The 12,850-nt window shown below is 65.5% G+C and carries 12 protein-coding genes; 4 read left to right on the top strand and 8 right to left on the bottom strand.

Annotation, left to right across the window (positions count from 1 at the left end):
• Nucleotide 1: 1 nt before the first annotated feature.
• Genes cysW through B5X78_RS13755 form a run of 4 tightly spaced genes read right to left on the bottom strand, consistent with a single transcriptional unit; the run spans nt 2 to nt 4,334 of the window.
• On the bottom strand, nt 2–940 hold the full coding sequence (cysW, locus tag B5X78_RS13770) for a sulfate ABC transporter permease subunit CysW (RefSeq protein WP_425478746.1): 939 nt from the start codon (nt 938–940) through the stop codon (nt 2–4).
• Between the two features lie 32 nt (nt 941–972).
• Nucleotides 973–1,836 (bottom strand): sulfate ABC transporter permease subunit CysT, encoded by an 864-nt coding sequence (gene cysT, locus B5X78_RS13765; protein WP_079725083.1) that lies wholly within the window; start codon nt 1,834–1,836, stop codon nt 973–975.
• A 3-nt stretch (nt 1,837–1,839) separates the two neighbouring features.
• Nucleotides 1,840–2,844 (bottom strand): sulfate ABC transporter substrate-binding protein, encoded by a 1,005-nt coding sequence (locus tag B5X78_RS13760; protein WP_139381638.1) that lies wholly within the window; start codon nt 2,842–2,844, stop codon nt 1,840–1,842.
• A gap of 32 nt (nt 2,845–2,876) precedes the next feature.
• Nucleotides 2,877–4,334, bottom strand: coding sequence for a porin (locus B5X78_RS13755; protein WP_079725081.1), 1,458 nt, complete (start codon nt 4,332–4,334; stop codon nt 2,877–2,879).
• A 166-nt stretch (nt 4,335–4,500) separates the two neighbouring features.
• On the opposite strand from B5X78_RS13755, the gene kbl reads away from it, so the two are divergent.
• Nucleotides 4,501–5,700 (top strand): glycine C-acetyltransferase, encoded by a 1,200-nt coding sequence (gene kbl / locus B5X78_RS13750; protein WP_079725080.1) that lies wholly within the window; start codon nt 4,501–4,503, stop codon nt 5,698–5,700.
• On the opposite strand, the gene B5X78_RS13745 is transcribed toward kbl, so the two are convergent.
• From B5X78_RS13745 to B5X78_RS13735, 3 genes are all read right to left on the bottom strand, one after another.
• Nucleotides 5,690–6,493, bottom strand: a complete 804-nt coding sequence (locus B5X78_RS13745; protein ID WP_079725079.1) for a pseudouridine synthase — start codon at nt 6,491–6,493, stop codon at nt 5,690–5,692. The genes kbl and B5X78_RS13745 overlap by 11 nt on opposite strands.
• 41 nt (nt 6,494–6,534) lie before the next feature.
• Complete coding sequence (locus tag B5X78_RS13740) at nt 6,535–7,047, bottom strand: hypothetical protein (protein WP_079725078.1); 513 nt, start codon at nt 7,045–7,047, stop codon at nt 6,535–6,537.
• A 184-nt stretch (nt 7,048–7,231) separates the two neighbouring features.
• Complete coding sequence (locus B5X78_RS13735; protein WP_079725077.1) at nt 7,232–8,323, bottom strand: OmpA family protein; 1,092 nt, start codon at nt 8,321–8,323, stop codon at nt 7,232–7,234.
• A 393-nt stretch (nt 8,324–8,716) separates the two neighbouring features.
• On the opposite strand from B5X78_RS13735, the gene B5X78_RS13730 reads away from it, so the two are divergent.
• Nucleotides 8,717–9,505 (top strand): DODA-type extradiol aromatic ring-opening family dioxygenase, encoded by a 789-nt coding sequence (locus B5X78_RS13730; RefSeq protein WP_079725076.1) that lies wholly within the window; start codon nt 8,717–8,719, stop codon nt 9,503–9,505.
• Between the two features lie 21 nt (nt 9,506–9,526).
• Here the strand turns inward: B5X78_RS13730 and B5X78_RS13725 are convergent, their stop codons facing one another.
• Nucleotides 9,527–10,453: a LysR family transcriptional regulator gene (locus B5X78_RS13725; protein WP_079725075.1), complete on the bottom strand. Its 927-nt coding sequence runs from the start codon at nt 10,451–10,453 to the stop codon at nt 9,527–9,529.
• Between the two features lie 98 nt (nt 10,454–10,551).
• Here B5X78_RS13725 and B5X78_RS13720 point away from each other — a divergent pair, with 98 nt between their 5' ends.
• Both B5X78_RS13720 and B5X78_RS13715 read left to right on the top strand, forming a co-directional pair.
• On the top strand, nt 10,552–11,775 hold the full coding sequence (locus B5X78_RS13720) for an MFS transporter (RefSeq protein ID WP_268234330.1): 1,224 nt from the start codon (nt 10,552–10,554) through the stop codon (nt 11,773–11,775).
• Between the two features lie 36 nt (nt 11,776–11,811).
• Nucleotides 11,812–12,843: an aldo/keto reductase gene (locus B5X78_RS13715; protein WP_079725074.1), complete on the top strand. Its 1,032-nt coding sequence runs from the start codon at nt 11,812–11,814 to the stop codon at nt 12,841–12,843.
• Nucleotides 12,844–12,850 lie beyond the last annotated feature (7 nt).

The following is a 12,850-nucleotide window of genomic DNA, read 5'->3' as shown; positions in this document are numbered from 1 at the left end:
GTCAGTGGCGATGATTGGCGGCCAGCGATTCGCCGTGGCGCCATTCCAGGTAGGTCTTCAGCACCAGGGTGATCAGTGCCGACAACGCCAGCAGCGAAGCAGCCGCGAAGGCCGCGCTGTAGGCATATTCGTTGTAGAGAATCTCCACGTGCAGCGGCAGGGTGTTGGTGCGTCCGCGGATATGCCCGGACACCACCGACACCGCGCCGAATTCGCCCATCGCGCGCGCACTGCACAGCAGCACGCCGTATAGCAGTGCCCAGCGGATGTTGGGCAGGGTCACGCGCCAGAACGTCTGCCAGCCATTGGCGCCCAGACTCAGTGCGACCAGTTCCTCGTCGGTGCCCTGCTGCTCCATCAACGGCATGAGCTCGCGGGCGATGAAGGGAAAGGTGACGAACACCGTGGCCAGCACGATGCCTGGCAGCGCGAAGATGATCTTGGGGAGCTGCACGTGCACTTCGCCCAGCAACGGCAAGGTGCCGGTCCAGCCTTCGTCGATCAGCGGCCAGGCCCAGCCCTGCGCGCCGAAAATCAGCACGAAGATCAGGCCGGCCACCACCGGCGAAACCGCGAACGGCAAGTCGATCAAGGTCACCAGCCAGCGTTTGCCGGGGAACTGATGCTTGCTCACCGCCCACGCCGCCGCCACGCCGAACAGCAAGTTGAGCGGAACGACGATCCCGGTCACCAGCAAGGTCAGCTTGACCGCGGCCAACGCGTCGGTCTCGCTGACTGCGCGCACGAACGCACCCACGCCGCCGCGCAGCGCTTCGACAAAAACCAGCAGCAGCGGCAACAGCAGGAAGGCCAGCAGGAAGACCAAAGCGCCCAGGATCAGCAGCGCCTGCGCCCAGCGCGGCTCGGTGGTGGCATCGCGCGCTTGCGTCGCGCGCGCGGGCGCGCTGTCGGCCAACACCGCGTGCGGCGAGGGAATCATCGGTGGAATGCCTGATTCAAGGAGTACCTCACTCATGCCCTGCCCCGCTGCGTGCGCGCGAGCCTGGCCTGCAGACTGTTGATCGCCAGCAGCAGGACGAAGGAAAGCAGCAGCATGGCCGCGGCAATGGCGGTGGCGCCGGCGTAGTCGAATTCCTCCAGCTTGATGGTGATCAGCAGCGGCGCGATTTCCGACACGCCCGGCAGATTGCCGGCAATGAAGATCACCGAACCGTACTCACCCACGCCGCGCGCGAACGCCAGCGCGAAGCCCGCCAGCACCGCCGGCCACAAGGTGGGCAGGATCACCCGCCAGACGATCTGCCGCCGATTCGCACCCAAGGTGGCGGCAGCTTCTTCCAGTTCGCGCTCCACTTCCGCCAGCACCGGCTGCACTACGCGCACGACGAAGGGCAGGCCAATGAACACCAGCGCCACGGTGATGCCCAGCGGCGTGTAAGCGACCTTGATGCCGGCCGCTTCCAGCCAGCGGCCAATCCAGCCGCTGGGTCCGTATAAGGCGGTCAACGCGATGCCGGCCACGGCGGTGGGCAGGGCGAACGGCAGATCGATCATCGCGTCGAACAAGCGCTTGCCCGGAAATTTGTAGCGCACGAACACCCAGGCCACCCAGGTGCCCATCACCGCATTGAACGCCGCTGCCGCCAGCGCGGTGCCGAAGCTGATCCACAAGGCGGACAGCACGCGCGGCTCGGTCCAGATTCGCCACAGGCCTTCAAACCCCAGACCACTGGCTTTGACAAACACGCCCACCAGCGGAATCAACACGATCAGGCCCAGCCCGGCCAGCGAATAGCCCAGGCTCAGGCCGAAGCCAGGCAGCACACGGCGACGCCGGGGCGTCGCCGCTTTTGCAGGGAGTGCCGTGACCGCCATCGATCAGCGCTGCTGGATCTGGTCGAACACGCCGCCATCGGCGAAGTGCGTGGCCTGCGCCTTGGCCCAACTGCCGAACACCTTGTCGATGGTCACCAGTTCGACCTTGGGGAAGCGCTCGATGTCTTCCTTGGCGGCAAACTCCGGATGTCGCGGCCGGTAGTAGTGCTTGGCGGCCAGGCGCTGGCCCGTCGGCGAGTACAGGAACTTCAGGTAGGCCGTGGCCACCGCGCGGGTACCGTGCTTGTCCACGTTCTTGTCCACCAGCGCCACCGGCGGTTCGGCCAGGATGGAAATCGACGGCACGACGATGTCGAACTTGTCCGGGCCCAGTTCTTCAATCGACAGGAAGGCTTCGTTCTCCCAGGCCAGCAGCACATCGCCGATGCCGCGCTGGACGAAGGTAGTTGTGGAGCCGCGCGCACCGGTATCCAGCACCGGCACGTTGCGGAACAGCGCCTTGACGAAGTTGCGGGTCTTGGCCTCATCGCCCTTGAAGATCTTCAGGCCATAGGCCCACGCGGCAAGATAGTTCCAGCGCGCACCGCCGGAGGTCTTGGGGTTGGGCGTGATCACCGAGATGCCCGGCTTCACCAGATCCACCCAGTCCTTGACCTTCTTGGGGTTGCCCTTGCGCACCAGGAACACGATGGTCGAGGTGTACGGCGCACTGTTTTCCGGCAGCCGCTGCTGCCAGTTGGCCGGGAACAGGCGCGCTCGTTGCGCGATCGAGTCGACGTCGTACGCCAGCGCCAGCGTGACCACGTCGGCTTCGAGGCCATCGATCACCGCGCGCGCCTGTTTGCCGGAACCGCCGTGCGAGGTTTCAATCTCGACTTTCTGGCCCTTCTGCTTCTGCCAGTCAGCGGCGAAGGCGGCGTTGAATTCGCGATAGAACTCGCGGGTGGGATCGTAGGAGACGTTGAGCAGCTTGACGTCCTTGGCGCCGGCCGCCGCTGCGACCGTCAGGCCGAAGGCAATCAGCAAGGTGCGAAGGTGGCGTTGCATTTTGGTGGAAACAGTCATGTGAGGTCTCCGGATCAGAAGGCGACTTGCAGGCGCGAGAAGATCGCTTTTTCGTCTTCACGGTCACTGCCACCGGCAGCCCCGCCCTTGAAGGTAGTGTCTAGGTAGTTAAAAACGAGTTTGAGGTTGCTGGTGAGATACCAGTTCAGGCCCAGGGTCCAGCTGCTGGCCTCGCGCGCGGAGACGGTGGGGTCGGCGAAGATCGGGAAGGCGCCGTCATCCACTTCCAGTTGGCCGTAGCGGCCCACCAGCTCGAACGCACCCCAGCCTTCACCGGGCCGGAACGGGCTGGACGGCTTGACCACGCCGCGATAGCTGGCGTCTTCCCCGCTGAGCACGAACTGGACGGTGGCCTGCCAGGCGGTGTTCTCCAGGTCGGCACGCACGCCGGCATTGGCGCCGGTGGTCTGCAGTACTTCCTGGCTGGAACGGATGTACTCGCCGAGCACGCCGAAGCGACCCAGGTAGTAGTAAGCCTGCGGCGAGAAGCGGAAGTTCTCGCCGTCGGCGGCCACGCTGGAGCGGTAGTTGAAGAACTGCACCTGGCCCGGCGTACGATAACGCGGCAGGAAGTTGTTGCCACTGCCAACCTTGTCGCCAATGCTGGCGCCCACGCCGAAGCCCAGGCCGGACAGCGCATTGGCGTTGTTGCGGAACGGCTCGAAGAAGGCGCGGCCGGCATACTCGAACTCGTTGTCCGGATTGGTCGTCACCGCGTCGCGACCATCGACGGTGCCGTTGAACACACCGAGCGCGTAACTGAACTTGCCCTCGGCCACATCGCCCTGCAATTGCACACCGATATCGCGGTTGGGCGCCAGTTCGCTGGCCAGCGCGCGTTCCACCCCGGCCAGTGCCGACGACGACTGCAAGCGCTCCAGGCCCACCGGCGAGGTGAACTTGCCCACCCGCAGCGTGTAGGCGGGATCGAAGCGCAGATCCACATAGGCATCGACGATGCTCGCGCTGTCACCGGCGAATTCCGGGGTGAAGCGGAAACCGATCAGCTTGCCGAGCGAGCCTTCGATGATCGGGCGCGCGGTACGCAGCAGGAAGGTGTCGTTCTGCGGCAGAGCGTCGTCGTTCACGTAAAAGCGACCATCCCCTTGAATCAGCCCGCGCAGGCGGACCTCGTAGTTGCCGTCAGCAGACTTGAAGGAAGCGCCCTTGTCATTGACCGAGATCACCGGAGCTTCCTTGGCCTTGGCCACGGCTTCTTCCTGCTGCAGCTCCAGGCGCCGCTCGATGACCTTCAATCGCTGGTCAAGATCGGCCAGGCCCGGCTCCGCCCCTTCTTCGCTGGCGACGCTGGTGCCCAGGCGGCGTTCCAGCGCTTCCAGGCGCTTCTGCAGCTCTTCGACCGTGGGCGCCTTCTGCGCGAACGCCGGCAACGCCAGCGAACACAGCAGCGCGACCGCCAACCGCGACACCCGCCGTTGCCCTGCCGTCACGCCCGCTCGCTGTCCACGCATTGCCGTTCCCCGGAATGGCCCATCGGGCCGGAAGCGACGATGCTGCGGATGCACATGCACGCCGGGAAATGACTTGCGGGGTCTGGCTTATGCCGCATTGGCATGAGCCGGCTCGGTGACCGACGGGGCCCGGTTAGAATGCAGGCTTTCCACCGCGCCGACCCCGATGACCAGCACCCTGACCGCCCGTTACGCCGCCGAACTCGAGAGCATCCAAGCCCAGGGCCTGTACAAGCGCGAGCGGATCATCACCAGCCCGCAGTCGGCGGAAATTAGCCTGGAAGACGGTCGCACGGTGCTGAACTTCTGCGCCAACAACTACCTCGGCCTGGCCGACCACCCGGACATCATCGCCGCGGCCAAGCAAGCCCTGGACACCCATGGCTTTGGCATGGCGTCGGTGCGCTTCATCTGCGGCACCCAGGATCTGCACAAGCAGCTGGAAGCGAAGATCGCCGCCTTCTTCGGCACCGAAGACACCATCCTCTACGCGGCGTGCTTCGACGCCAACGGCGGCCTGTTCGAGCCGTTGCTGGGCGAGGACGATGCGATCATCTCCGACGCGCTCAACCATGCCTCGATCATCGACGGCGTGCGCCTGTGCAAGGCCAAACGCTTCCGCTACGACAACTGCGACATGGCCGGGCTGGAAGAACAGCTCAAGGCCGCCGATGCCGCCGGCTGCAAGACCAAGCTGATCACCACCGATGGCGTGTTCTCGATGGATGGCGTCATCGCTCCCCTCGACGAAATCACTGCGCTGGCGAAGAAGTACGGCGCACTGGTGCACATCGACGAATGCCATGCCACCGGCTTTCTCGGCGACAGTGGCCGCGGCTCGGCGGAAGTCAAAGGCGTGCTGGAGAAGATCGACATCTTCACCGGCACCCTGGGCAAGGCGATGGGCGGTGCGCTGGGCGGATTCACCACCGCGCGCAGGGAAGTGATTGAACTGTTGCGCCAGCGCTCGCGGCCTTACCTGTTCTCCAATTCGCTGCCGCCGCATGTGGTGGCCGCGGGCATACGGGCGTTCGACATGCTGTCATCGGCCGGTGACCTGCGCCGGCAGTTGCAGGCCAACACCGCGTATTTCCGCGAGCGCATGACGGCTGCCGGTTTCGACATCAAGCCGGGCGTGCATCCGATTTGTCCGGTGATGCTCTACGACGCCCCGCTGGCGCAGCGCTTTGCCGAGCGCCTGCTGGAAGAAGGCATCTACGCGATCGGCTTCTTCTTCCCGGTGGTCGCCAAGGGTCAGGCGCGCATCCGCACCCAGATGAGCGCCGCGCATACCCGCGAACATCTGGATCACGCGATCGATGCGTTCACCCGCATCGGTCACGAACTGGGCGTGCTCAAGGACTGATCGGTGCGAGGGGCTTCAGCCCCGAAACCTCATCGGCCGTCAGCAACCGCCACTGCCCCTTGCCCAACTCGCCCAGGGGCAGTGCACCAATCGCCACCCGCACCAGGCGCAGCACGGCGATATCGAAAGCGGCCAGCAACCGGCGGATCTGCCGGTTGCGGCCTTCATCCAGGGTAATCGACAACCACGCGTTCTTTTCGCCAGCACGCAGGCATTCCACCTGTTTGGCGCGCAGGAATTCCACGCCATCCTTGACGCCCGCACGCAGCGAATGCAGCAAGGCTTCATTCGGCAAACGATCGATTTGCACGTGATACGTCTTGTCCGGTCCGGAATCGGGATCGGTGATCGCCGCGGCCCAGGCTGGATCGTTGGAGAACAACAGCAGGCCTTCGCTGGCCTTGTCCAATCGCCCTACCGGCGCCAGCCACGGCAAGCCAGCTCCGTCGAAACAGCGATACACGGTGTCGCGCCCCTGCTCGTCGGTGGTGGTGGTCAGCAAGCCGCGTGGTTTGTTGAGCGCCACGTACACGCGTTCGACCACGGCAATCGCCTGGCCATCCACCCGGATGCCGGCGTGCCCATGGCGAATCGGAAACTCCGGATCGCGCACTACCACGCCATCCACGCTGACCCGACCCGCGCGGACCCAGCGCTCGGCCTCGCTGCGCGAACAGACCCCTTGCTTGGACAGCGTACGCGCCAAGCCATGGCGTGGCGTTGCGGCTTTGCCGGAAACAGCAACGCGCCGGCCGACGGTCCGGTGGGCGGGGTCGGGACGACGCGTTCGCACAGGCGGACGACGCAAGCGACTGGCGCCCGCGTCTGGCTCGCTTACTTCTTCTTTTCTTCCGGCACGGGCGCGGCCGGCGCGGCGGCGGGTGCAGCGGCAGCCGGGGTTGCGTTGCCCTTGGCCACGCGCACACCGCGGGACTTCATCCAGGCATCGAACTCTTCGGCCGTCATGCGCTTGCCGTTCTGGTTCATGTCAAAACGCCAGGGCGTGTTGTCGAACTGCGTCTTCGGCTTGTAGGCGCTGGGGTCATTCGGATTGGCTGCAGGCGCGGCGACCGGCATGGCCTTGGCCACATTCTGGCAGCCCTCGATGCGCAGGCGCATCAATACGCGATCCACCGACAGCGATTCGTCCATCGATTGGCTCAGCACGCCGCTGGGCGCACCGAGTTGCGACACATTGGGGGTGAACTCCGGCGCCAGCGGTTCGAGCACGGTCGGACGCACGGGCAAGGGCGGCGGTACCAGACTGCCACTGCAGTTCTGCGCCGCCTGGGCGGCGGGAACGGCAGTCACGGCCAACAGACCCAGCAAGACAAGATGGCGGCGCATGATCGTTCCCTGCATTTCGTTGAGCCCGCAGTGTAAGAAGCGGGGGCGGTGATATCAACCAACACCTCACCACTTCCCGCCAAGTGGTTGTGTTTGTGTGCAAGCCGGCACGCTTCGCAAGGTCTTCGCACAAAAACAAAGCCCGGCACTGGGCCGGGCTTTGTGTAAAGCGTGAAGCGTCCGATTAGTTCTGGACGTTCAGTTCCGTACGACGGTTACGTGCACGGCCTTCCTTGGTGTCGTTGGTGTCGAGCGGACGGCTCTCGCCGTAACCGGTCGGGCCAACCAGACGGCCAGCGTCCACACCATTGCTGGTCAGGTAGTCGTACACGGCCTTGGCGCGACGCTCCGACAGCTTCTGGTTGTAGGCATCGGTACCGACGGAGTCGGTGTGACCGGCGACTTCAACCTTCAGGTCGGGGTAACGCTTCAGGATTTCGGTCGCTTCGCCCAAGATGGCGACGGCGTCCGGACGCAGCACCGACTTGTCGAAGTCGAAGTTGACGCCCTTCAGGTCGATCGAAACCGGGACCGGGCAGCCGTCCGGACCGATGGTCTGGCCAGCCTGCGAACCGGGGCACTTGTCGTCGCAATTGTTGACGCCGTCACCGTCGTCATCCTTGTCGGCGCAGTTGTCGACCGGCGGCGGCGGCGGCGGCGGCGCAGCGGTCGGCTCCGGGCCCAGCGGGATGATGATGCCGACCGAAGCCAGCAGATCGGCAAAGTCGTCGCCGTCGTCGATCGAACCGTCGTAGGACGGGCCAATGGCGTTGTCGTCGAAATCGATGCGGTAGGCCAGTTCGGTGCGGACACCGACGCGACCCAGCTTGGCCTGAATACCACCACCCAGCTTGGCGGCGAAGTTGTTGTCCTTGCGCTCACCCGGCGAATTCGGGTTCGGGAACGCATCGAACTCTTCTTCAGCGCGCTGCAGGCCCAGGCCGGCCAGCACGTACGGATGCCAGGTGCGACCCGACAGCCAGAAGTGGCGACGCAGGTCCAGCGAGATGCCGTACTGGCTCCAGTTCAAGTTGACGTCGCGTTCGAACTGGGTGTTCTGATAGTTGATTTCACCATCAAGGGACCAGTTCGGGCTGATGAACTTGCCCAGACCGATGGCACCGAACGGAGCATCGTCGGTGTTGCGGTCGTTGTCCTGGACGTTGATGCCGGCGGAACCGGTCAGGTACCAACGGTCGTCGAACTCCTGGGCCGAAGCGGCCTGCGCCAGGCTCAGACCGCTCAGCAGCGCGGCACAAAGCAGTTTCTTGTTCATTTGCAGCTCCTTGTCAAAATCATCGGTGGTAAGAAAAACCGAAATGCTCTACGCGTTCTCTCGAGCTTTCTTATCGTAAACAGACGGCTGTAGGACGCGCGCCATCCTGAACAGATTATGCGGAACAGCGTGAAGACTGTGTTAACGGTACTATAACAAGTAAGCGTTACATGGCTCCCTGCGGGTCCTTCCGCCGAACGGCGCCTGTCCCATTCGCGATCCCCATGCCACAAGGGTTTGCGCCCTTGGGCGGATGTTCACGAACGCATGGGGCGCGACCCTAACACCTGCAGGCGGGGATGGGTAGCACACGTATACCAATGTTCTCCATGCAACACATCGGTACCGCCGGCGGGCTTGGTCCGGGGCCGTCGGTGGACCATGCTGTCCCCCATGGACACGCCCGCTCTTCTCCCCTCACTTTTCCTCTCGCATGGCTCGCCGATGCTGGCCATCGAAGACTCGGCCACGGGCCGCTTCCTCGACCGGTTGGGCCAGGCATTGCCCACGCCCCGGGCCGTGCTGGTGGCTTCGGCCCATTTCATGCGCCCGACCACCACGGTCACCGCGACGCCCGCGCCCGAGACGATCCATGACTTTGGTGGTTTCCCTGCGGCTCTGTACGAACTGCGCTACCCGGCGATGGGCGCTCCCGATCTGGCGTCGCAGGTGCTGGAATGCCTGGCAAACGCCGGCCTGCCTGCACAGCAGGACGACCGCCACGGCCTGGACCACGGCGTCTGGGTGCCGCTGCGGCGGATGTACCCGGCTGCCGACATACCGGTGTTGGCCTTGTCAGTGAACCCGCATGGCAGCGCTGAGGACCACTTCCAGGTCGGTCGCGCGCTGGCGCCCCTGCGTCAGCACGGCGTGCTAGTGGTGGGCTCGGGCGGCTTTTCGCACAACCTGCGCGAACTGGACTGGCAACACGCCCACGCGCCCGCCTATCCGTGGGTCGCGGCCTTCACGGATGCGCTGCGCACGCATCTGGAAGCCGGCGACATCGCTTCGGCACTGGACTGGAAGTCCCTGCCGCATGCGCTGCGCAACCACCCCACCCAGGAACATCTGTACCCGCTCTACGTCGCGCTTGGCGCCGGCAGCGAACATACCCACGCGCGCTTGCTGCATCGGGATGTGGAACTGGGTGGCCTGGCGCTGGATGCGTTCGCGTTCGACTGAGGCCCATCCTGCCGGCCTGCCTCACTCCCTTGGTGGCAGGTCGAGTTCCCACGGCGGCGTCTGGCCGTAGGCGTCCACCAGCAAGTCAACGAAGGCGCGAACCCGCGGCGGCACCAGCTGGCGGCGCGGCATGACCGCGCTGATGGCAGTGGTCGCCGGCGCATAAGTCGGCATCACCACCTGCAATCGGCCCTGGCGCAGGTCCTCGGCGACATGCCAGAGCGAATGCAGAGCGATGCCTTCGCCCGCAACAGCGGCATCGCGCAAGAGTTCGCCGAAGTTGCTTTCGTAGCGCCCGTTGACCCGCACCGCCACTTCGCGCCCTTGCGGATCCTGCAGGCGCCAGAGGTCCTGGCGTCCCTGGCTGCCGAACAGCAGCAGGCATTCGTGCCCGGCCAGCTGTTCCGGGTGCAGCGGGCGCCCGCGTCGACGCAGGTACTCGGGCGACGCACACAACACGCGCCGATTCGGCGCGATGCGGCGGGCGACCATGCCGGAATCTTCCAGCGCGCCGATGCGGATGGCCAGATCGAAGCCTTCGCTGACCAGGTCCACGACGTGGTCACTCAAATGCACGCTCATGCGCAGCTTGGGGTGGCGGGCCAGGAAGGCGGGCAGCAGGGGCGACACGTATTGCCGGCCAAAGGTCGCCGAGAGCGTGACCCGCAGGGTGCCCGCCACTTCCTCGGCGGCCTCGCGCAGCCCGGCGCCCAGCGACTCCAGCTCTTCCACCAGCAGGCGACCGCGCTGCGCCAGGGCCACGCCCTCGGGGGTGGGGTGCAGGCGGCGCGTGGTCCGGTGCAGCAGTCGCACCCCAAGCTCGCGTTCCAGACGCTTGAGTCGCTGGCTGGCCACGGCCACGGACAGATCCAGGCTGCGCGCGGCCGCGGTGATCGAGCCAAGGTCCAGCACGCGCAGGAACAGGGTCAGGTCACCGACGCGGTCCATGATTATCAACCTTTCGTTGAAAGTATTTGCGCAGTCTCGCGGTTTTTCGCGCAGCGGGGAAGGCTCACAGTGCCTGCCTTGCTGCTTGGACACCTGCCGTGACCTCCTCCGCTTCCCGCCCTGGCCTGCCGCTGGCCCTGTATGCCCTGACTGCCGGCGCCTTTGGCATCGGCACCACCGAATTCGTGATCATGGGCCTGCTGATGCAGGTGTCCGCAGATCTGCAGGTCTCCCTGGCCGCGGCCGGCCTGCTGATCTCCGGCTATGCCTTGGGCGTGTTTGTCGGCGCCCCGCTGCTTACCGCCGCGACCAGCCGCCTGCCGCGCAAGGCGGTGCTGGTGGCGCTGATGATCCTGTTCACCGTCGGCAACCTGGCCTGTGCCCTGGCGCCCAACTACACCGTGTTGATGATCGCGCGGGTGGTGACCTCGCTGGCGCATGGCACGTTCTTTGGGGTCGGCGCCGTGGTCGCCACGCATCTGGTCAGTGAAGACCGCAAGGCCTCGGCCATCTCGATCATGTTCACCGGCCTGACCGTGGCCACCCTGCTCGGCGTGCCGGCCGGCGCATGGCTGGGCCTGCATCATGGCTGGCGCGCGACGTTCTGGGCCGTGGCCGCGATGGGCGTGGTCGCCACGCTGGTGATCGCCTGGCTGGTGCCCAGCGAAAAGCGCGATGCCAACCCGCCCGCCTTCGCTGCGGAACTGCGCGCCATTGCACGGCCGCAAGTGTTGCTGGGCCTGCTGATGACCGTGCTGGGTTTTGGCGGCATGTTCACTGTGTACACCTACATCCAGCCGCTGCTGACCCAGGTGACCGGCTTTGCCGATGCGGCGGTCTCGCCCATCCTGCTGGTGTTCGGCGTTGGCATGATCGTCGGCAACCTGCTCGGGGGCCGCTTTGCGGATCGGCGCTTGTCCGCGGCGCTGTTGAGCACCTTGCTGGGGCTGGCGCTGGTGATGGGGCTGATGAGTTTTGCCCTGCACAGCCGGGTGGCGATGATCGTCTTCACCGGCCTGCTGGGCGCAGCCGCCTTTGCCACCGTGTCGCCGCTGCAACTGTGGGTGCTGAAGCAGGCCGGCGCGGCGCAGAGCCTCGCGTCGAGCTTGAACATCGGCGCGTTCAACCTGGGCAATGCACTCGGCGCCTGGCTCGGTGGTGTGGTGATCGCCCACGGCGCCGGCCTGACCCGTTTGACGTGGGTAGGCGCGCTGGTGCCGCTGTCGGCGTTCGTGGTGGCGTTGATCGCCGTTCGCGTACAAGGCCGGACTTCGACTGCTCGCCAGCACGCACCCGTGCGGGTGGCACGCGACTGCGCCTGAAACCCCGCTCCTGTTTCCCTCCTCCAAGGACACTCCATGGAAACCCGCTTCCTCGGCCGCTCCGGCCTGAAAGTCTCCGCCCTCGGTTTTGGCGCCGGCACCTTTGGCGGCAAGGGACCGTTGTTTGGCGCCTGGGGCAACACCGACGTGACGCAGGCCCGGCGCATGATCGATCTCTGCCTGGATGCCGGACTCACCTTTTTCGACACGGCGGACGTGTACTCGGACGGCGCTTCCGAATCCGTGCTGGGCCAGGCCCTGCGCGGCCGTCGCGACCAGGTGATCCTGTCGAGCAAGACCGGCCTGCGCCTGGGCGACGGCGCCAACGACACCGGCACCTCGCGCCTGCGCTTGATCAAGGCGGTGGAGGCATCCCTGCAACGGCTCGGCACCGACTACCTGGACCTGCTGCAGTTGCATGCCTTTGATGCGATGACGCCCATCGAGGAAACGCTGTCCACCCTTGATGACCTGGTGCGCGCCGGCAAGCTGCGCTACCTGGGCGTGTCCAATTTCTCCGGCTGGCAGCTGATGAAGTCATTGGGCATCGCCGATCGCCACGGCTGGTCACGCTATGTAGCCAACCAGACGTACTACTCGCTGGTGGGACGCGACTACGAGTGGGAGCTGATGCCGCTGGGCCTGGATCAAGGCGTCGGTGCGGTGGTCTGGAGCCCGCTGGGCTGGGGTCGCCTGACCGGCAGGATTCGCCGGGGCGCGCCACTGCCGGAAAACAGCCGCCTGCACGACACTGCCGACATCGGTCCGCCCGTTGAGCAGGAGCGCCTGTACCGGATCATTGATGTGCTGGAAGACATCGCCGGTGAAACCGGCAAGGCCATTCCGCAGGTTGCGATCAACTGGCTGCTGCAGCGGCCAACCGTCGCCACCGTGTTGATTGGTGCGCGCAACGAGGAACAACTGCAGCAGAACCTGGGCGCCATCGGCTGGAGTCTGTCCGCCGAACAGGTCGCCCGACTCGACGCCGTGAGCGCCATCCAAACACCGTACCCGTACTATCCGTACTGGCGCGGCCAATTTTCCGAACGCAGCCCGCTGCCCGTCTGAAGGAGCC

Origin of the sequence: Pseudoxanthomonas indica, assembly GCF_900167565.1 — a bacterium.
GTDB lineage: Bacteria > Pseudomonadota > Gammaproteobacteria > Xanthomonadales > Xanthomonadaceae > Pseudoxanthomonas_A > Pseudoxanthomonas_A indica.
The sequence above is the reverse complement of the archived record's forward strand: the minus strand, read 5'-3'. Positions and strand labels throughout refer to the sequence as shown.

Excerpts from the sequence above, each read along its gene's own strand:
- B5X78_RS13715 (WP_079725074.1), top strand. The coding sequence starts at position 11,812 with ATGGAAACCCGCTTCCTCGGCCGCTCCGGCCTGAAAGTCTCCGCCCTC.
- cysW (WP_425478746.1), bottom strand. The coding sequence starts at position 940 with ATGATTCCCTCGCCGCACGCGGTGTTGGCCGACAGCGCGCCCGCGCGC.
- B5X78_RS13760 (WP_139381638.1), bottom strand. The coding sequence starts at position 2,844 with ATGCAACGCCACCTTCGCACCTTGCTGATTGCCTTCGGCCTGACGGTC.
- kbl (WP_079725080.1), top strand. The coding sequence starts at position 4,501 with ATGACCAGCACCCTGACCGCCCGTTACGCCGCCGAACTCGAGAGCATC.
- B5X78_RS13740 (WP_079725078.1), bottom strand. The coding sequence starts at position 7,047 with ATGCGCCGCCATCTTGTCTTGCTGGGTCTGTTGGCCGTGACTGCCGTT.
- B5X78_RS13755 (WP_079725081.1), bottom strand. The coding sequence starts at position 4,334 with ATGCGTGGACAGCGAGCGGGCGTGACGGCAGGGCAACGGCGGGTGTCG.
- B5X78_RS13730 (WP_079725076.1), top strand. The coding sequence starts at position 8,717 with ATGGACACGCCCGCTCTTCTCCCCTCACTTTTCCTCTCGCATGGCTCG.
- B5X78_RS13725 (WP_079725075.1), bottom strand. The coding sequence starts at position 10,453 with ATGGACCGCGTCGGTGACCTGACCCTGTTCCTGCGCGTGCTGGACCTT.
- cysT (WP_079725083.1), bottom strand. The coding sequence starts at position 1,836 with ATGGCGGTCACGGCACTCCCTGCAAAAGCGGCGACGCCCCGGCGTCGC.
- B5X78_RS13735 (WP_079725077.1), bottom strand. The coding sequence starts at position 8,323 with ATGAACAAGAAACTGCTTTGTGCCGCGCTGCTGAGCGGTCTGAGCCTG.